The organism is Caballeronia choica (assembly GCF_001544535.1).
Lineage (GTDB): Bacteria > Pseudomonadota > Gammaproteobacteria > Burkholderiales > Burkholderiaceae > Caballeronia > Caballeronia choica.
This window is the reverse complement of sequence record NZ_FCON02000015.1, coordinates 38,370-57,298: the sequence shown is the minus strand read 5'-3', so window position 1 is coordinate 57,298 and position 18,929 is coordinate 38,370. Positions and strand designations below refer to the sequence as shown.

Genomic DNA, 18,929 nt, shown 5'->3' with positions numbered 1-18,929 from the left:
TGTCCGGCCGCCGCTGTTCGCTTCAGACGTTTGCCGCGAGGGTCGCGCGCACCGCTTCGTCGGGTGCGCTCGTGATCTGCGTGTCGCCGAAACGCGTCAGCAGGATGAACTTGATTTCGCCCGCCTGCGCTTTCTTGTCGACCTTCATCAGGTCGATATAGCGGTCCGCGCCGAGCGTGGGCGCCTTGACCGGCAGTTTCGCCGCCGCGATCACGTCGACGAGACGCTGCTTCGATGCCTCGTCGAGCTTGCCGAGACGCACCGACAGATCGCCCGCCATCACCATCCCGCAGCCGACCGCCTCACCGTGCAGCCACTCGCCGTAGCCGAGACCGGCCTCGATCGCGTGGCCGAACGTGTGGCCGAAATTGAGGATCGCGCGCAGTCCGCCTTCGCGTTCGTCGGCGGCCACGACCGAGGCCTTGATCTCGCACGAACGCTTGACTGCGTGCGCGAGCGCCGCCGGGTCGCAGCGGTTGAGCGCCTCGATGTTCGCTTCGATCCACTGGAAGAATTCGGCGTCGGCGATCGCGCCTGTCTTGATCACTTCGGCCAGGCCCGCCGCAAGTTCGCGCTGCGGAAGGCTCGCGAGGACGCCGATGTCCGCGATCACCGCCTGCGGCTGGTAGAACGCGCCGATCATGTTCTTGCCGAGCGGATGGTTGATGCCGGTCTTGCCGCCGACCGACGAATCCACCTGCGACAGCAAGGTGGTCGGCACCTGGATGAACGCCACGCCGCGCATGTAGCACGCGGCGGCGAAACCCGTCATGTCGCCGACCACGCCGCCGCCGAGCGCGATCAGCGTGGTCTTGCGATCGGCGCGTTCGGTGAGCAGCGCATCGAAGATCCGGTTGAGCGTTTCCCAATTCTTGTGCGCCTCGCCGTCGGGCAGAACGACGGTCGTCACTTTCTTGCCGAGCGGCGCGAGGGCGCGCCGCAGCGCGTCGCCGTAGAGCGGATCGACGGTGGAATTGGTCACGATCGCGACCGACGAGCCCGCGATATGCGGCGCGAACAAGTCGGTCTGTCCGATCAGCTCGGCACCGATGTGAATGGGGTAGGCGCGCTCGCCCAGTTCGACGTTGACGGTATTCATGGCGGACATTATGACTCAGCCGGCTTGACGACGCCGGCCATCTCCAGTTGCATCAGGACCATATTGACGAGCGCATTGACGGTCGGCCGCCCGGTTTCGACGACGAAATGCGCGCACTCTTGATACAGCGGATCGCGCACGTGATAGAGCGCTTCGAGCTTGCCGCGCGGATCGTCGGTTTGCAGCAGCGGCCGGTTTTTGTCGCGGCGCGTGCGTTGCCACAAATCGTGCGGATTGGCCCGCAAATAGATGACGATGCCGCGATTCTTCAGATGTTCGCGGTTTTCCGCCCGTAGCACCGCGCCGCCACCGGTCGCGAGGACGACGCCTTCGCGCTGCGACAGCTCGTCGATGATATGGGCCTCGCGCTGCCGGAAGCCCTCTTCGCCTTCCAGTTCCCAGATGACCGGAATCCGGGCGCCGGTGCGCGCCTCGATCTCGTGATCCGAATCGATGAACGAGCGCTGCAACCGGCGCGCAACCGCACGGCCCACGGTGGTTTTTCCTGCCCCCATGAGTCCGACGAAAAATATGTTCGCGTTCGCGTGCCCGGCGTGCAACTCGGTTCCTTTGCTATCAATCTGGTTTTGTTCGTGCGGCAGCTTAAGGGCAAACCGCCCGCTTTGTCGAGTCTGGAAGGGCTTTCGGCGGGCTTCGTCAGCCCGGCGGAACGACCACGTGCGGCGTGATGAAGATCACCAGCTCGCTGCGCGAGGTCCGCCGCGCGTCGTGCCTGAAAAGCCAGCCGACCAGCGGGATTTTCGACAGCACCGGCACGCCCGTCACATCGCTGCGTTCGTCAGCGGAATAAATCCCGCCGATCGCCACGGTCCCGCCATCCTCCACCTCGACGCGCGTCTGCACGTGCTTGGTGTTGATCGCGGGACCGGCCGCCGTCTCTTCGCCGACGCTGTCCTTCGAGACATCCAGGTCCAGAATCACGCGCCCGTGCGGCGTGATTTGCGGCTCGACCTCCAGTTTGAGCGCAGCGCGCCGAAACTGCACTCCCGAGACGCCATTTCCGACCTTCGCCTGATAGGGCAGCTCGGTGCCCTGCTCGACGAGCGCCTTGGCCCGATCCGCCGTGATCACCCGCGGACTCGACACGATCTGCCCGCGCCCCTCGGCCTCCAGCGCGCTCAATTCGATGTTCAGGAGGCGCGTCGCCTGCGCGGCGAAGAGCGTGAGACCCGCCGTGGCCGCGTCGAAACCGGAAATCGGCCGCGCCGACAAATCGTAAACCGCGCCGTCCTTGCCGCCGACGATCCCGTGCGGCGAGTCGCCCGTCGACGTCATCGACAGCTTGACGCCCAGGTTGCGCGAAAAGCCCGTGTCGCCCTCGACGATCCGCGCCTCGATCATCACCTGCGGCGTCGGCTTGTCGATCCGCGCGATCAGGTCGGCGATCTGCGCGATGCGAGCGTCGAGATCGGTGACGAAAAGCAGATTGGTGCGCGGGTCCGCCATCACCGAGCCGCGCTTGGATAGCACCCGCTGGCTGCCCGCGCCGGTCAGGAGCTTGCGGACGTCGTCGGCGCGCGGATAGCGCAGCACGAAGGTGCGGCTGGCGAGCGGTTCCAGGTCGGCGGCACGCGCGTGGGCCTCGAAGCGCAGTTTCTCGCGCGCCGCCAGTTCCGCAAGCGGCGCGACCCAGATCACGTCGCCGTGGCGTTCCATCGCGAGGCCGTTGACCTCCAGCAGCGTGTCGAAAGCGCGGCGCCACGGCACGTTTACCAGATTCAGCGAAACGAGGCCGCGAATTTTCTCGCTCGCGATGACGTTCAGGCCGGAGAATTTCGCGAAGGTCTGGAGCACGGCGGGCAGGTCGGCATTTTTCAGGTTCAGCGTGATGGGCTTGCCGTCATCCGGTTGCCCGCCTTTCAAGTCTGACGCGTCGCTCAGACGCTCGAGCGGTGGCAACGGCACCGGCGGACCTTCCAGCGCGGGGGCCGTGTCGGGCGCGGGGGTCTTTTCTGACGGCGCGACCCAGCCCGAATCCTGCGCTGCGGCGTCCGCCGGCTCCGGCAAAGCGACAGCCGGAACCGGCGGCACGCTCGTATCGACCGCGAACTGGTCCGTCGGCAGCGTGTCGGGGAGCGGCGGCAAGGGCGGCACGGCGCTCTCCGCCGCCAGCGCCTGACACAGCAAAAGCGCGCCAGCGGCTAACGCGTGCCGTCGCGTGACGTGCGAGCGCGCCATCACGGACGATCCTCCGCGAACGCCACCGTGCGCGACTGGCCGTCGCCGCGCGCGAGATCGATCGAACGCGCCTGGACGCGGCCGAGCCGTTCATCGCCGATCATCTGCCCGGGCGCGAAGCCGTCGACGCCTGCCGTCGTCTCGACGAGCGCCATCGCGCGCTGTCGGCCGACCAGCGTCCCGACGAGCAGCATGTCGGCCGCTGGCCCGAACGCAGCGGCGCCCTTCTTGCCGAACGGATCGATGACGGAGACATCGCGGCGGTCGACATCCGCGGGACGCGCGACGGCGGGCAGCGTTTCAAAGACGTGCAACGTCGCCTCGAAGGCGACGTCGTTCGGGCCGCGCTTCAACTGCACGGCATCGGCGACGACGAGACGCGGCAGCCCGCCGAGCGCGTCCAGAAAGCGGCGCACCTCACCGAACGTGCCGTCCGCCCGCAGCTTGAGCACCCGCTCGCCGGCCGGCGTGGTGCCCGCCGCCGCTGCGGGTTCGATCACAGCGCCTTTCACCGCCGCAGGTTCGATCGCGGCGACGCGCAAGCCGTTCTGCGTCGCGAGAGCGGGAATGGCATGCAGCGCGTCGGCCGAGGTCCAGCGCTGCGGCGCCTGCTTTTCCGCCGCCACCGCCCGCGCACGCAGCGCCGGCAGCGCGTCGCGCATGCGCTTGGCCTTCTCGATACGCTTCTGCGCTTCCTCGAGCGCCGAGCGGCCCGCGTCGAGCCCATTCAGGCCGGACGCACGCCACATCTGCGCGCCGAGAACACCGACCAACACGCCGAAGACGACGCCGGCAAGCACCGTGCGCCGACGGCTCCATGTGTCGATCGGCTGCATGAGCCGTCGCTTCAGGTCAAATTCGCGCCGCAACGGGCGATTCATCGCGAGCGTGTTCATTTGTTCGAACTCCGTTTGGAGGAAACCGAAACCGCCTTGGGCGGATGCCGGGGCGATGTTTCGCCGATCCATCGCACGAGCGCGGTGAATTCGTAGCCGCTCGCGACGCCCGGTGTCTTACCCGGCTTCGAACGCAGCGCCGGCAAGACGGGCCGTTTCATCTCGACGACTTCCACCGTCTGCACGTCGCGCACCGTTTCCAGGTGCTTGAGCCAGCGCGCGGCCGTCTGCGAATCGGGCGCGAACGCGGCGAGTTCGACCTCCTGCGGCCGTTGGGTAACGCGTTGCAACACGACACCGCCCGGCGGCGGCTCGGCGAGCGCATCGAGCAAGGCGAGAAAGCGCGCGCCGGGAGCAGCGAGCGGCCCGGCGGCCTCGCGCGCACGCCGCCGCTGCGACTCGGCGTCCGTCAGGCGGCCATGCTCGGCGGCATCGGCGCTCGACCGGCCGAGCGCCGCTTCCAGTTGCGAACGCTGCTTCTCCAGGCGCGCGAGTTCGAACGCATCCCAACCCGCAACCGCGCCGACCGCCGCACACCCGGCAAATCCAGCCGTGGCGAGCGCCACGAGCCGCCGGTTGCGCGCCTCGCGACGCTTTCTCGACCGATATGGCAGCAGGTTGAACCCATCGAGTCGTACGAGGCCCGTCATTGCATCACCTCGCGAAGTGCCAGTCCGAACGCGACCGCGAAGAGCGGCGAGTGCCGCAGCGCATCGTCGATGGGCGCCGCGCCGTTGCAGAACGGCGCGCATTCGAACGGCAGCACCGGGCAGCGGAAGATGGCGGTCAGCTCGGTCGCGGCATAGCCCGCGCGGGTCAGCAGATCCACGTCACCGCCGACGAAGATCCAGTCGGGCGGCCCCTTCGGCCCGATCAGGTCGAGCAAGGCGTCGGTGATGCTCGGATATTCCGGCGCCGGATAGCGCAACGCGTTCTCCACGCCCTCCTCGCCCACGAGCCACGCGTGGAGGCCCGTGCTCTCCGCCCAGCACACGATGTAGTTGTCCCGCGCGTCGAGTTCGATGGTTCCGGCATGGCGCATCGCGCGCAATGCGGCGGCGGGCTCGCCGTCGATAGCAGAGAGCGAGATGCCTGCCGCCGCCGCCGTCTCGACGCGAGACTCGACGTGCTGCCGCGCAGTCGCCGCGATCGACACCTGCGCGCAGCCGTCGTTGCGTGCTTCGATGGACCAGTCGACCGCCAGCGCGGCCCGTTCGATGCCCGCCGCGCGCTCGGCTTCGGCCAGCACGGCGGGTTCGAGCACGCCGAGCGGGTCCCGGCCGCCCGGCTCGCCGTGACGCGCCTCGATCAATCGGGCGAGCGGCACCTGCGTCGTGAGCGTCGCCGAGGCCGGCAGCCCCATCGCGCAGCGCAGCGCGCGCCAGGCGCCGCGTGCGGGCAGGCGCCCGAACGCTTCCCGCAACGCGGCGACGACGGCGTTCCGGTCGACGAAATCGCCGCCGATCACCGCGCCCGCCGCGAGCGGCACCGATTCCAGGTGCTCGACGCATATCGGCCCGTTCGCCCGCAACCGGCGGCTCACGACGGCGAGCCGCACGGCCCGCTCGCTCACGTCGATGCCCGCCGCGTAACGGCGCGTGACGGCCAATATGGATCCGCGCAACGCTTGTTCCCTGCTCATCCCCGCCTCCTTCTTTCATGCGCGCCGAACCGTTCGAGCGCTTGCAGTAGGAGAATTGTGGTTAGAGCGGAGCGCGGCGAACATTCGGCCGGATGGCTAACGCGAGCGGAACGCGGCACAGTCCATGCGTCCAGCCGACACCACCGTGCTGCGAATGCCTTGCCGCCGACTGTCACGCTCGCAGGGCTGGACGAGCCTTCCGCGACGAGGGCGGTAAAGTGGGACAGCTATAATCGCGGGACCGTTTTTTGGTGGTGCTATGCAATCTTCTTCTCCGTCGTCCCCGCCGTCACAGCCGCCCAAGCGGCAGAAGCGTCCGCTTTTGTTGCGGCTGCTGTTCGGATTTTTCATATGTATCTTCGGGCTGGTCATCTCGGCGGTACTCGTGCTCGGTTATGCGCTCGTCGTCGCGCAGCCGAACCTGCCCTCGCTCGACGCACTCACCGATTACCGGCCGAAAGTGCCGCTACGCATCTATACGGCCGATCACGTGCTGATCGGCGAATTCGGCGAGGAGCGGCGCAGCGTCGTGCGCATCCAGGACGTGCCGGATCATCTGAAGAAGGCCGTGCTCGCCATCGAGGACGCGCGTTTCTACGATCACGGCGGCGTCGACCTGACCGGCATCCTGCGCGCGGGCACGGTCGCGCTGACGAACGGCCACGCGTCGCAGGGCGCGAGCACGATCACGATGCAGGTCGCGCGCAACTTCTTCCTGTCGAGCGAAAAGACCTACACGCGCAAGATCTACGAGATGCTGCTCGCGTACAAGATCGAGCGGGCGCTGACGAAGGATCAGATTCTCGAGGTGTACATGAATCAGATCTATCTCGGCCAGCGCGCATACGGCTTCGCCAGCGCGGCGCGCGTGTATTTCGGCAAGGACCTGAAGGACATCTCGCTCGCCGAGGCGGCGATGCTTGCCGGCTTGCCGAAGGCGCCGTCGGCGTATAACCCGGTCGTCAATCCGAAGCGCGCAAAGGTGCGCCAGGAGTACATCCTCCAGCGGATGCTCGAACTGCACTACATCACGCAGGACGAATACGACCAGGCGTCAAAGCAGCCGCTCGTCGTGAAGGGCGCCGGGCGCGAATTCAGCGTGCACGCCGAATACGTCGCGGAAATGGTTCGTCAGATGATGTACGCGCAGTATCGCGAAGAGGCGTACACGCGCGGCCTGAACGTCGTGACGACGATCGATTCCGCCGACCAGGACGCCGCCTATCGCGCGGTGCGCAAGGGCCTGATGGACTACGAGCATCGCCACGGCTATCGCGGACCGGAAGGCTTCATCGACCTGCCCGCTAACGCCGACGACCGCGAGCAGGCGATCGACGACGCGCTCGTCGAGCATCCGGACAACGGCGAAATCGTCGCGGCGGTGGTGACGTCGGCGAGCCCGAAAGAGGTGAAGGCGAGTTTCATCGACGGCAATGTGGTGACGATCGACGGCAACAATCTGCGCTTCGTCGCGAGCGCGCTCTCGACCCGCGCGCAGCCGAACCAGCGCATCCGGCCGGGCGCGATCGTGCGGCTCGTGAAGGACGACGACGGCGCCTGGACCATCACGCAACTGCCGCAGGTGGAAGGCGCGCTGGTGTCGGTCGTGCCGCAGGACGGCGCGATCCGCGCGCTCGTCGGCGGCTTCGACTTCAACAAGAACAAGTTCAACCACGTCACGCAGGCATGGCGCCAGCCGGGGTCGAGCTTCAAGCCGTTCGTGTATTCGGCGTCGCTGGAAAAGGGCTTGTCGCCGGCCACCATCATCAACGACGCGCCGCTCTTCTTCAGCGCCGCCGAAACCGGCGGGCAGGCTTGGGAGCCGAAGAACTACGGCGGCGGCTTCGACGGCCCGATGACGATGCGCCAGGCGCTGATGAAGTCGCGCAACCTCGTGTCGATCCGGATCCTGAGCCATATCGGCACGAAGTACACGCAGGGCTACATCACGAAGTTTGGCTTCGACGCCGACCGCCATCCGGCTTATCTGCCGATGGCGCTCGGCGCCGGTCTCGTCACGCCGCTGCAGATGGCGACCGCGTACTCGGTATTCGCGAACGGCGGGTATCGCGTGAATCCGTACCTGATCGCCGATATCACCGATCCGCGCGGCGCGGTGGTGTCGCATCCGCAGCCGCTCGTCGCGCAGGAAACCGCGCCGCTCGCGATCACGCCGCGCAATGCCTACGTGATGAACAGCCTTCTGCAAAGCGTTGCGCAGCGCGGCACGGGGTCGAAGACGAATCAGTTGAAGCGCGGCGATCTCGCCGGCAAGACGGGCACGACGAACGACTCACGCGACGCGTGGTTCGCGGGCTACCAGCATTCGCTCGTGGCGATCGCGTGGATCGGCTACGACAATCCGCGCAGCCTCGGCGACAAGGAAACGGGCGGCGGGCTCGCCTTGCCGGTGTGGATGGACTACATGACGCGCGCGCTGCGCGGCGTGCCGGAATGGCGTCCGCTGCAGCCGCCCGACGTGACCTCGCTCGGCAGCGAACTGTACTTCGACGACATGACGCCGGGACACGGCTTCGTGGCGACGATCGGCGTCAGTCAGGCGCCGCCGCAGGAAGGAGGCGTATCGGGCGTGACGGCGCCGGCGCCCGATGTCGGCGAGCAGGAAAAGCAGGACATCATGAATCTCTTCAAGGGACAGTGACCGCGCCGTTTCGTTGCGGTCACGAACCCGGGCCGGTCACGCTGAAAAGCTGACCGGCTCGCCTGCCTGTTCCGTCGCGTACTTGGTCAGCGTCGCGAAGAATTCGGAGTTGTCGCGCGTGTCGCGCCACTTGCCGTCGACGTATTTGTAGTGAAATCCGCCCGCCTTCGCCGCCAGCCAGATCTCGTGTTTCGGCGGCTGCAAATTGACGATCAGCTTCGTGCGGTTTTCGAATTCCAGCGTCAGAACGTTGCCGCTGCGCTCGAACTCGATATCGGCCTCCGCCTTGTCCACTGAGCGTTCGATGGCCGTCAGCGCGGCCTCGGCGAGGGTCAGGTATTCCTGGTCTGTCATGCTAAACTCCAGCGATCAATTATTCAGGGACAGTCATGCGAGTGGTTTTCAGGATGAGCGCGATTGTAACGGCTTTGGCCGTTTCCGCCGTCGCGGCGGGTGCGCTCAGCGGGTGTGGACAGCGCGGTCCGCTCTATCTTCCCACCACGCCGCCGCTGCCCCAGCGTCCAGGCGACCTCCCGGAAACGCCGTCGTCGAACGTCACGCCGAGCGGTGAACCAGCATCGCAGACGGGCAACGCAGCGGGAACAACGCCTGCCGCCACCGTGCCCGATACCTCGGGCACACCGCTCACGCTGTCGCCGGACACCGACCTGAAATCCAACGCCGCTGCGCCCAAAGCCGCCTCGTCGGCTTACTAACCTCGCCGCTTCTCCAGGTTTCGCATGACTCAATCCGCATTCTCCTACGTCGACGACGTGCTGCACGCCGAAGGCGTGTCGGCCGCGTCGCTCGCCGAACAGTTCGGCACGCCGCTCTACGTCTACTCGCGCAGTGCGCTGACCGAGGCTTACCACGCGTACGCCGATGCATGCGACGGCCGCCGCGCGAAGATCCACGTCGCCGTCAAGGCGAACAGCAACCTCGCGGTGCTCAACGTGTTCGCGCGGCTCGGCGCGGGCTTCGACATCGTTTCGGCGGGTGAACTGGCGCGCGTGCTGGCCGCGGGCGGCAAGGCGGAGAACACGGTGTTTTCGGGCGTCGGCAAGACCGCGGCCGAGATGCGCGAGGCGCTCGACGCGGGCGTCAAGTGCTTCAACGTCGAATCGATTCCCGAATTGCATGCGCTCAACGAAGTAGCGAAGGCCGCGGGCAAGAAAGCGCCGGTGTCGCTGCGCGTGAACCCCGACGTCGATGCGAAAACGCATCCCTATATTTCCACCGGCCTCAAGTCGAACAAGTTCGGCGTGGCGTTCGCCGATGCCCGCGCAACCTACGCGCAGGCCGGCGCGATGTCGAATCTCGACGTGATCGGCATCGACTGCCATATCGGGTCGCAGATCACCGAGATCAGCCCATATCTGGACGCCGTCGACAAGCTGCTCGACCTAGTCGAACAGATCGAAGCGGACGGCGCGCAGATTCGCCACGTCGATGTCGGCGGTGGCCTCGGCATTACGTACGACGACGAAACGCCGCCCGATATCGGCGATTTCGTGCGCACGCTGCTCGCGCATGTCGAGAAGCGCGGACACGGCCAGCGCGAGGTGTATTTCGAGCCGGGGCGCTCGCTCGTCGGCAATGCGGGCGTGCTGCTTACGCGCGTCGAATACCTGAAGCCGGGCGAGGAAAAGAACTTCGTCATCGTCGATGCCGCGATGAACGACCTTGCGCGCCCGGCAATGTACGAGGCGTTTCACCGGATCGTGCCGGTCGTGAAGCGCGCGGCGCAGGCGCATGTCTATGACGTGGTCGGCCCGGTGTGCGAGAGCGGCGACTGGCTCGGCCGCGACCGCGAACTGGCGGTCGAACCGGGCGACCTGCTCGCGATCTGCTCGGCCGGCGCGTATGGCTTCGTGATGAGCTCGAACTACAACACGCGTCCGCGTGCCGCCGAAGTGATGGTCGATCATGAACGCGCGCGGCTCGTGCGCGAACGCGAGGAAGTGAAGCAGTTGTTCGCCGGGGAATCGATCCTGCCGGAGTGATTTTCGATGCCTTACGAGTAAAAAAAGCGATGCCTCGGCATCGCTTTTTTTTAACGCGTCTGGCGTGCGTTTCTGTCCTTCAGCCAGACGACCAATCGCCAGCCCAGCAGCGCAACCACAATCGCGCCATAGGTCTTCGGCAAAATCAGATCGTGCTTGCCTGCTCTCATCCACCAGAAATGCAGGATCGCGAGTGTCGCGACCAGGTAGATGGCCTTGTGCAGCGTCTGCCATCGGCGGCCCAGTTTCTTCACCATCGCTTTCGGCGACGTCACCGCGAGCGGAATCAGCAGCAGGAACGCGGCGAAGCCAACCGTGATGAACGGCCGCTTGACGATGTCCTTCAGAATCGCGGCGACATCGAACCACTTGTCGAACCACAGGTACGTCGTGAAATGCAGCACGGCGTAGAAGAACGCATAAAGCCCGAGCATCCGCCGAAATCGCAGCAGCGCATTCACGCCGGTCAGCCGCCGCGCCGGCGTGATCGCAAGCGTGATGCAGAGGTAGACGAGCGTCCAGAGGCCCGTAGAGCGTGTGATGAATTCGATCGGGTTCGCGCCCAGCCCGTCGGTGACGCCGAGCAGCACGATGCGCGCGAGCGGATAAAGCGCCGCGACGAACACGATCACCTTCGCCGGAACGATCCAGCCGACGCCGCCGCGCGTGACTGCCGGCCGCTTGATATCGGATGCGGTTGGCATGGTGTCCATTCAGAAATTCTTCTTCAGGTCCATGCCCTGGTACAGCGACGCGACCTGATCGCCGTAACCGTTGAACATCAGCGTCTTGCGCTTCGGCGTGAAGAAGCCGTCCTCGCCGATGCGCCGCTCCGTCGCCTGGCTCCAGCGCGGATGGTCGACGTCCGGATTCACGTTCGAATAAAAACCATACTCACTCGGCGCGTAGGTGTTCCAGCTCGTCGGTGGCTGCTTTTCGACGAAGCGGATCTTCACCAGCGACTTCGCGCTCTTGAAGCCGTATTTCCACGGCACGATCACGCGCACCGGCGCGCCGTTCTGGTTCGGCAGCACTTGCCCATACAGGCCGACCGTCAGGAGCGCCAGCGGGTTCATCGCCTCATCCATGCGCAGGCCTTCGGAATACGGCCAGTCGAGGATCGGCGTCGACAGGCCCGGCATCTGCGACGGGTCCGCGAGCGAGATGAATTGCACATATTTCGCGTTGCCGTTCGGCTCCGCGCGTTTGATCAGCTCCGAAAGTGAAATGCCGATCCACGGAATCACCATCGACCACCCTTCCACGCATCTCAGCCGATACACCCGCTCTTCCAGCGGCGCGAGCTTCAGGATTTCGTCGATGTCGTACACCTTCGGATTCTTGATCGCGCCTTCGACCGAAATCTTCCACGGTTTCGGACGCAGCGAATGCGCGTTTTGCACCGGATCGCCCTTGTCGGTGCCGAACTCGTAGTAGTTGTTGTACGACGTGATGTCCTTGAATGGTGTCACCTTGTCGACGACGACAAACTTCGGATTGGTCTTCGCCGCGAGCTTGGGCGCTTTGGCATCGGGCGACGTCATCGTGGCGAAAGCTTCGCCGTTCAAGCCGGCGAGCCCTGTCGCCGTCGCCGCGACCGCGCCCATCGCGCGCAACACGCGACGGCGGTTCTCGAACACCTCGCGCGGCGTGATCTCGCTACGCGCGATATCGTCGCCAAATAACTGGCGATTTCGTTTGTTCCACATGTGCTGTTCCTGAGCAGACACGCTGGCGTGCCTGCGTTCCAAATAGATATAACGGTTAAACAGGCGTTCGGATGCCGCTATTCCGGCGACGGCGAAAAAAAACCGCCAGCAGAATGTGCATGACGGTTCTTAGTCGGCCGACGGCGCGCCAGATTACAGCTTGCCGTAGCTGTGCAAGCCCGAGAGGAACATGTTGACGCCGAGGAAGGCGAACGTCGTGACCAGCAGTCCCGTCAGCGCCCACCATGCGGCCGCCGCGCCGCGCAGGCCCTTCATCAGACGCATGTGCAGCCACGCCGCGTAGTTCAGCCAGACGATCAGCGCCCAGGTTTCCTTCGGGTCCCAGCTCCAGTAGCCGCCCCAGGCTTCGGCAGCCCACAGCGCGCCGAGGATCGTCGCGATCGTGAAGAACGCGAAGCCGACCGCGATCGACTTGTACATCACGTCGTCGAGCACTTCCAGCGATGGCAGGCGATCGCCGAGCACGCCGCGTTCTTTCGCCAGATAGGCGACGGCGACCATCGCCGACAGCGCAAAGCTGCCGTAGCCGATGAAGTTCGCGGGTACGTGAATCTTCATCCACCAGCTTTGCAGGGCGGGGACGAGCGGCTGGATTTGCTGCGCATCGCGGGCGATCGAGTACCACATCAGGAAGCCGACGGCCGCGCTGATGACCAGCAGCACGAACGCGCCCATCGCGCGGGTGGCGTAATGCTGCTCGTAGTAGAGGTAGAACAGCGACGTGATCAGGCAGAACAGCACGAACACTTCGTAGAGATTCGAAATCGGAATATGGCCGACGTCCGCGCCGATCAGATACGACTCGTACCAGCGCACCATCAAACCGACAAACCCCATCAGCACCGCGACCCACGTCATTCGCGAACCGATCGCGCCGCCCGTCTGCGAGCGCGTGAGCAGGCCGATCCAGTAGAACACCGTCGCGAGGACGAACAGCGCGCTCATCCAGAGAATCGCCGACTGGCTCGACAAGAAGTATTTCAGGAAGAAGTTCGTGTCGGCGCGGGCGAGATCGGCGTGATAAAGCTGAATCGACATCAGCGACAGCACCGCGATCATCGCGATCAACAGGCGCACCGGTTTCCAGCGCCAGCCGAGCACGACGAAGGTCGGCACGGCGCACACCAGTACTGCCTTGTCGTACACGTTCATGAACGGGTGATAGCGGTACAGCGCGAACCCCGCGCCCGCGACCATCGCCAGCGCGAACAGCCAGTCGAGTGCGCCGAGTTTCTTGAGGAACGGACGATCGTCGAAAAGGGCCGCATCGGCGGGGCTTTGCGCGGGACGCTGGGCCGCCGGAGTCGAACGGGAGGAAGCTTGTGTGAGGTCCATGATCTTACCGGGTTGATTCGTGCGAGCCGACGGATTCGGGTTGCGCGGCGGCCGGCGGGGAAGCCGGGGCCGCGACGACCGGCCTGCCGCCGAGCGTGGCGGCGACCGTGTCGCGCGTCTGGGCGAATTCCTTTTCGAAGTCGAGTGTCCTGCGCGCGGTGGACATCGCCATCAGCACCGTCGCGCCGCCTTCGCCTTTATCTTTGAGCCAGAACCAGAGCCGGCGTTCACGTACGTAAAACATCGAGAAGATGCCGAGTACGAGCAGGAGGCTGCCAAGATACACCAGTTTTTTGCCGGGTGCGCGCGTTAGCTGGAACACCGACGCCTGGATCTGCTTGAACGAATCGAGTTGCAAAAAGACCGGCGATCCGTACAGAAAGCTGTCCGAAAGTGCATTGATCGACGATTGGACGAATGCGGTGTTTTTTTCGTCGACCTTGGCTTCGGGCAGGCCGTTGTGCTCGCGGGAAATCTGCCACAGGTCCCAGGTCGCGCCTTCCAGCATGCGCAGCAGGAGGCCCGCCGCCTTTTCCTGCTCGCCCTTCGGCACGGAACGGTCGATGAAACCGGCGATCGCCTGGAAGCCGCCAATGCCCGGGCCATTCGGCTGCGCTGCGCCGGCTTCGTCGGCGCCGGCGAACAGGTTCAGCACGCGCACGGCGCTTTCCTCCAGATGCTTCTGCAACTCGGCGTTCGCCTGCGGCACCGAACGCTGCGCGAACCGGTGCGCCGCTTCGACACGCATCGCGGGCGTCGCCAGTGCCGCGCGCAGGTTCATCCACTGCTTGACGGAGCTTTGCTCGTCGGCGGGAATGCGCAGGTAGCGGAACGAATCGTTCGGGCTCTCGCGCATGCCCGCGAGGAACATCGGCTGGCCGGCCACGTCCACCGGCAGCATGTAGTTGTTGTACTCGCGCGCCTGGCCATCCGTGCTGCGCACCTTGTATTGCACCGACGGACCCACGTTGCGCAGGTCGCTCGGCTTCGATGTCTTCGCGCCCGAGCCGAGCCGCTCGTCGAAGGCTTGCTTGAGCGAATGCGACTGGCCGACGCCGCGTGCATCCACCGCGCCGCTTCCATTCGTGACGTTTTCGACGTTGATCGCGCGGAAATCGCTGAATTCGACCGTGTCGCCTTTCGCGCCGATGATGTGCGGATCGATCGGCGCCGTGCCGCCGATGGTGCCGCCGAATGGCGTCGTTGTCGCGCGGTCGCCGGTCATCGGCCAGGCGGTCATGTCGAGCTTCGAGCCGCCGTCCTGGAAGCTCGACTGATAGATGGAAATGCCGTCGTAAGTGAACGGCTTGTTCACTTCCACGCGCGCGGGAATGCGCTTGCCGGTGGCGTGGTCGATCACGACGATGTCGCTCGCGAAGAGTTTCGGCATGCCGGTCGAGTAGTAATCGACGATGAACTTGTCGAGCTGGATCGAGAACGGCAGGTCCTGGATCAGCGACCCATCCTGCTGGTTCAGGATCGCCGTGCCGACGTACTGGCCTTCCGGCACCCACGCATAGCCGCGAAACGTCAGGTTCGACGACGAAAGCCGATGTTCAGGCGGAATATCGTTGATAACGGCGTTGGTGCTGACCGGCGTCTTGTTGAAGAGCCACATTTGCAGCTTGATCGGCAGGTTGCTGTCGAGCAGCCCGCCCAGGCAGATGATGACGATCGCCAGATGCGCCGAGATGTAGCCGAGCTTCGTCAGCGCGCCGCGCTTGGCGGCAATCAGCGTCGCGCCAGTGTCGGTTTCGCGCGTGATGAACTTGTAGCCGAGCTTCGCGGAAAGCAGCTGCAGCGTGGCGGCGGTGTCGCCACGGCTCGTCGGCACGTCGAATTCGCCCTTGTGGTGGAACGCGCGCAGGCTGCCTTCGCGCACGCGATCCTTCCAGCTTTTCATGTCGGCGATCATCTTCGGGCCGTTGCGGATCACGCACAGCGAGACCGAGATCACCAGGAAGATCAGGATCAGCATGAACCACCACGCGCTGTACACGTTGTACAGGCTCACGCCGCGAAAGATGTCAGCCCAGAACGGACCAAACTGATTGACGTAGTTCGGGTACGGGTCTTCCTGCGTGAGGACCGTACCGATGATGCTCGCGATGGCGAGAATGACCAGCAACGCGATCGCGAAGCGCATCGAACTGACGAGTTCGACAAAATGCCTGACAGCGCGGCGACTCGACTTCGACTGCAATCCCGAGGTGGTGACGCTCATTCAAACTCCGACTGGACAGCAAAAAAGGGTGGCGACGTTAGCGGTCATCGACCGACGTCCCACCCTTTTCTTGTTTGCGCCGGTCTCGTGGGACCGGCTTCGTAATGTGGGCGACTGCTGCGTGATCTGTTGCTGCGCGGCAGATCGCTGGACGCTGCTAATGCCTCGAAACCTGGTGCTCGGTGCTTTGGTTGGTGCTTAATGCAGGCCTGCGATGTAATCCGATACGGCCTTTACTTCGGCGTCGGTCAGGCGCAGCGAGATCGTGTGCATCGGCTCGCTGTTGTTGCGCGTGCCCTGCGCGAACGCGTTCAACTGCGCCGCGGTGTAGTCGCCCCACTGCCACGACAGCCTCGGATACTGCACCGGAATGCCCATCCCGGTTGCGCCGTGACAGGCCGCGCATGCCGGCACGCCCTTGTCCGCGATACCGCCGCGATAGATCTTCTGACCAAGCGCCACGGTGTTCTTGTCGCGCGCAAAGCCGGGCTTGGTTTGCTGCGACGCGAAGTAAGCCGCGACGTTGACCATATCCTGATCGGACAAGGCGCCTGCGATGCCCGCCATGATCGGATTGTTGCGCGCCGGTGCTTTCGCGCCCGGCTGCGTCTTGTAATCCTTCAACTGCTTGACGAGATACTCAGCGTGCTGGCCCGCGAGCTTTGGAAATGCGGCGCCGGCGCTATTGCCATCCGCCGCGTGACACGCAGCGCATACCTGGGTTGCGATTGCCTGTCCCCGGTTCAGATCCGGTTTTGCAGGCTGGGCGGACTCCGCCGCCTGTCCTGACACTGCCAATCCGCCGAACGTTGCTGCTACTTGAAGCACCATCAGAGACTTGTACAGTCGGTTCATTCGCGTACCCTGTTTTTCGTCTTGTGAGAATGTGAGGTTCTGCAAAAAACGACGGCGACCGTTTTGCCACGATCCGCCGCAAGACACCCGAACGAAGGGCTCAAAAAATGCCCCGAAATCCGTCTCGCTCCTTATCTGGCTTGGGTCTTGCGCGCCCGTGCTGGTCTTCGGAAAACCGCCGTATTGTACAATAACCTGCTAATCGCAAAGACGCCAGTCGGGGCATGCCCAGTATTTGCCGGGTATTCAAGGCTTGGGTTTTCACCGCTTTTCCTAATCGGCCCGCCAATGTCATTCCTGCTCCATCAAGCCCGCTTCTTCACGACCGTCAATCATTTGCGCGATTTGCCGCCCACGCCGCAACCGGAAATCGCGTTCGCGGGACGCTCGAACGCGGGTAAATCGACTGCGATCAATATCCTGTGCAATCAGAAACGGCTGGCTTTCGCGAGCAAGACGCCGGGACGCACGCAGCATATCAATTACTTTTCGGTCGGTCCGGCCGATGAGCCCGTTGCGCATCTCGTCGATTTGCCGGGCTACGGCTACGCCGAAGTGCCCGGTGCCGCGAAGGCGCACTGGCAGCAGTTGCTCTCCACGTACCTGCAGAGCCGCGCCCAGCTTTGCGGAATGATCCTGATGATGGATTCGCGCAGGCCGCTCACGGAACTCGACCAGATCATGCTCGACTGGTTCGCGCCGACGGGTAAGCCGATCCACGCGCTCCTCACCAAGTGCGACAAATTGACGCGACAGGAGATGACCAATGCCCTGCGCGCCACCAAAAAATCGTTCGCCGAATACAAGGCGGCGGGCTATCGCGGCGAACTGACCGTGCAGCTGTTCTCGGCGTTGAAGCGCACGGGTATCGAAGAGGCGCACGAGTTGATCGAAAGCTGGCTCATCCCCGAAGCGGCGGGCGAAAGCGATCCGGAAGATGCGGCGCGGTGAGCGGAGTTCGCCTTGCCTGGACGCGCTGCGCTGCGGTAAACCGTCCGCACATAAAAAAACCCGCCGCATGACGGCGGGTCAAACAGCCTAATCGAATAACGACAGGCACCCGCTCAGGGAGGAGAAGCGGGGAGTTCAGCGCAAAGCGCCTAGCTCGATCGGTATGATATACCATTGTCTCGAAAAGTTTCTGGGCGGACCCGCGAGGCACAGCCAGCAAGGCTCCGGACATTCGGAGCAACATCGCCGCCCATCAACCGAATCACTCCTCACGTCGAAAAGGCCATGAGTTTCTATCCGCATCACCGTCCGCGCCGTATGCGCCGCGACGACTTCTCGCGCCGCCTGATGCGCGAAAACATCCTCACCACGAATGATCTGATCTATCCGGTTTTCATCGTCGAAGGCGTGAATGTGCGGCAGGCAGTGCCTTCGATGCCGGGCGTCGAGCGCACTTCTGTCGATCTGTTGATGAAAGTGGCCGAGCAGTGCGTCGAGTTGGGTGTGCCGGTGTTGTCGCTGTTTCCCGCGATCGAACCCTCGCTGAAGACGCCCGATGGCCGTGAGGCGACGAACGCGGAAGGACTGATCCCGCGTGCCGTGCGCGAACTGAAGAAGCACTTCCCCGAACTGGGCGTTCTCACCGACGTCGCGCTCGACCCATATACGAGCCACGGCCAGGACGGCGTGCTCGACGAGGAAGGCTACGTGATGAACGACGAAACCAGCGAGATCCTCGTCGATCAGGCTCGTACGCAAGCGGAGGCGGGGGTCGACATCGTGGCGCCGTCGGACATGATGGACGGGCGTATCGGCGCGATTCGCGAGATGCTGGAAAGCGACGGCCACATTCACACGCGCATCATGGCGTACGCGGCGAAGTTCGCGTCGGCGTTTTACGGGCCGTTCCGCGATGCCGTCGGCTCGGCCGCGAATCTCGGCAAGGGCAACAAGATGACGTACCAGATGGACCCGTCCAACTCCGACGAAGCCCTGCGCGAAGTGCGCATGGACATCGAGGAAGGCGCGGACATGGTGATGGTCAAGCCGGGCATGCCGTACCTCGACATCGTGTATCGCGTGAAGGAGGAGTTCCGCTTTCCGACCTACGCCTATCAGGTCAGCGGCGAGTACGCGATGATCAAGGCGGCCACGCAGAACGGCTGGCTCGATCATGACAAGGCGATGATGGAATCATTGCTAGCTTTCAAGCGCGCGGGCGCCGATGGCGTGCTGACGTATTTCGCGTTGGACGCCGCGCGGATCCTGCGAGCATCGAGATAAGCGTTCCGTTCTCATGAAAAAGGGCGATGCCGCTGTCGGCATCGCCCTT

17 protein-coding genes are annotated in these 18,929 nt (G+C 64.5%); 5 read left to right on the top strand and 12 right to left on the bottom strand.

The features are described 5' to 3' along the window. Positions 1-22 precede the first annotated feature (22 nt). The 6 genes from aroB to pilM all read right to left on the bottom strand — a co-directional run bounded on the left by aroB (position 23) and on the right by pilM (position 5,836). A complete protein-coding gene (gene aroB, locus AWB68_RS09545) occupies positions 23-1,099 on the bottom strand; it encodes a 3-dehydroquinate synthase (RefSeq protein ID WP_087644144.1) in 1,077 nt (358 codons plus the stop codon). A gap of 8 nt (positions 1,100-1,107) precedes the next feature. Continuing rightward, the gene (gene aroK, locus AWB68_RS09540) at positions 1,108-1,659 is read right to left on the bottom strand and encodes a shikimate kinase AroK (RefSeq protein WP_087644100.1); all 552 of its coding nucleotides are present in this window, start codon (positions 1,657-1,659) and stop codon (positions 1,108-1,110) included. A 97-nt stretch (positions 1,660-1,756) separates the two neighbouring features. Beyond that, positions 1,757-3,298, bottom strand: a complete 1,542-nt coding sequence (locus AWB68_RS09535) for a type IV pilus secretin PilQ (protein WP_087644099.1) — start codon at positions 3,296-3,298, stop codon at positions 1,757-1,759. After that, positions 3,298-4,194, bottom strand: coding sequence for a type 4a pilus biogenesis protein PilO (locus tag AWB68_RS09530; RefSeq protein ID WP_087644098.1), 897 nt, complete (start codon positions 4,192-4,194; stop codon positions 3,298-3,300). The genes AWB68_RS09535 and AWB68_RS09530 overlap by 1 nt, the downstream gene beginning before the upstream one ends. Beyond that, positions 4,191-4,844: a PilN domain-containing protein gene (locus tag AWB68_RS09525; RefSeq protein ID WP_087644097.1), complete on the bottom strand. Its 654-nt coding sequence runs from the start codon at positions 4,842-4,844 to the stop codon at positions 4,191-4,193. The genes AWB68_RS09530 and AWB68_RS09525 overlap by 4 nt, the downstream gene beginning before the upstream one ends. Next, positions 4,841-5,836: a type IV pilus biogenesis protein PilM gene (gene pilM / locus AWB68_RS09520; RefSeq protein ID WP_087644096.1), complete on the bottom strand. Its 996-nt coding sequence runs from the start codon at positions 5,834-5,836 to the stop codon at positions 4,841-4,843. The genes AWB68_RS09525 and pilM overlap by 4 nt, the downstream gene beginning before the upstream one ends. Before the next feature lie 259 nt (positions 5,837-6,095). Between pilM and AWB68_RS09515 the strand changes: the two genes are divergently transcribed. Further along, a complete protein-coding gene (locus tag AWB68_RS09515) occupies positions 6,096-8,498 on the top strand; it encodes a penicillin-binding protein 1A (RefSeq protein ID WP_087644095.1) in 2,403 nt (800 codons plus the stop codon). A 36-nt stretch (positions 8,499-8,534) separates the two neighbouring features. Here the strand turns inward: AWB68_RS09515 and cyaY are convergent, their stop codons facing one another. After that, positions 8,535-8,852 (bottom strand): iron donor protein CyaY, encoded by a 318-nt coding sequence (gene cyaY / locus AWB68_RS09510; protein WP_087644094.1) that lies wholly within the window; start codon positions 8,850-8,852, stop codon positions 8,535-8,537. Between the two features lie 35 nt (positions 8,853-8,887). Between cyaY and lptM the strand changes: the two genes are divergently transcribed. Both lptM and lysA read left to right on the top strand, forming a co-directional pair. Continuing rightward, a complete protein-coding gene (lptM, locus tag AWB68_RS09505; RefSeq protein WP_087644093.1) occupies positions 8,888-9,214 on the top strand; it encodes an LPS translocon maturation chaperone LptM in 327 nt (108 codons plus the stop codon). A 24-nt stretch (positions 9,215-9,238) separates the two neighbouring features. Continuing rightward, positions 9,239-10,501: a diaminopimelate decarboxylase gene (gene lysA, locus AWB68_RS09500; RefSeq protein WP_087644092.1), complete on the top strand. Its 1,263-nt coding sequence runs from the start codon at positions 9,239-9,241 to the stop codon at positions 10,499-10,501. 50 nt (positions 10,502-10,551) lie between these two features. On the opposite strand, the gene msrQ is transcribed toward lysA, so the two are convergent. From msrQ to AWB68_RS09475, 5 genes are all read right to left on the bottom strand, one after another. Continuing rightward, positions 10,552-11,205 (bottom strand): protein-methionine-sulfoxide reductase heme-binding subunit MsrQ, encoded by a 654-nt coding sequence (gene msrQ / locus AWB68_RS09495; protein ID WP_235028269.1) that lies wholly within the window; start codon positions 11,203-11,205, stop codon positions 10,552-10,554. Between the two features lie 9 nt (positions 11,206-11,214). Further along, positions 11,215-12,210, bottom strand: a complete 996-nt coding sequence (gene msrP / locus AWB68_RS09490) for a protein-methionine-sulfoxide reductase catalytic subunit MsrP (protein ID WP_087644090.1) — start codon at positions 12,208-12,210, stop codon at positions 11,215-11,217. A 153-nt stretch (positions 12,211-12,363) separates the two neighbouring features. Further along, positions 12,364-13,566, bottom strand: a complete 1,203-nt coding sequence (gene ccsB / locus AWB68_RS09485) for a c-type cytochrome biogenesis protein CcsB (protein WP_087644089.1) — start codon at positions 13,564-13,566, stop codon at positions 12,364-12,366. A 4-nt stretch (positions 13,567-13,570) separates the two neighbouring features. Continuing rightward, positions 13,571-15,790, bottom strand: coding sequence for a cytochrome c biogenesis protein ResB (locus AWB68_RS09480; protein ID WP_087644088.1), 2,220 nt, complete (start codon positions 15,788-15,790; stop codon positions 13,571-13,573). A gap of 198 nt (positions 15,791-15,988) precedes the next feature. After that, entirely contained in the window at positions 15,989-16,645 is a 657-nt protein-coding gene (locus AWB68_RS09475; protein ID WP_087644087.1) for a c-type cytochrome, read from the bottom strand. Positions 16,646-16,933: 288 nt separating this feature from the next. Here AWB68_RS09475 and yihA point away from each other — a divergent pair, with 288 nt between their 5' ends. Together yihA and hemB are read left to right on the top strand one after the other, a co-directional pair. Continuing rightward, complete coding sequence (gene yihA / locus AWB68_RS09470; protein ID WP_087644086.1) at positions 16,934-17,596, top strand: ribosome biogenesis GTP-binding protein YihA/YsxC; 663 nt, start codon at positions 16,934-16,936, stop codon at positions 17,594-17,596. 285 nt (positions 17,597-17,881) lie between these two features. Next, positions 17,882-18,880 (top strand): porphobilinogen synthase, encoded by a 999-nt coding sequence (gene hemB / locus AWB68_RS09465; protein WP_087644085.1) that lies wholly within the window; start codon positions 17,882-17,884, stop codon positions 18,878-18,880. Positions 18,881-18,929: the final 49 nt, after the last annotated feature.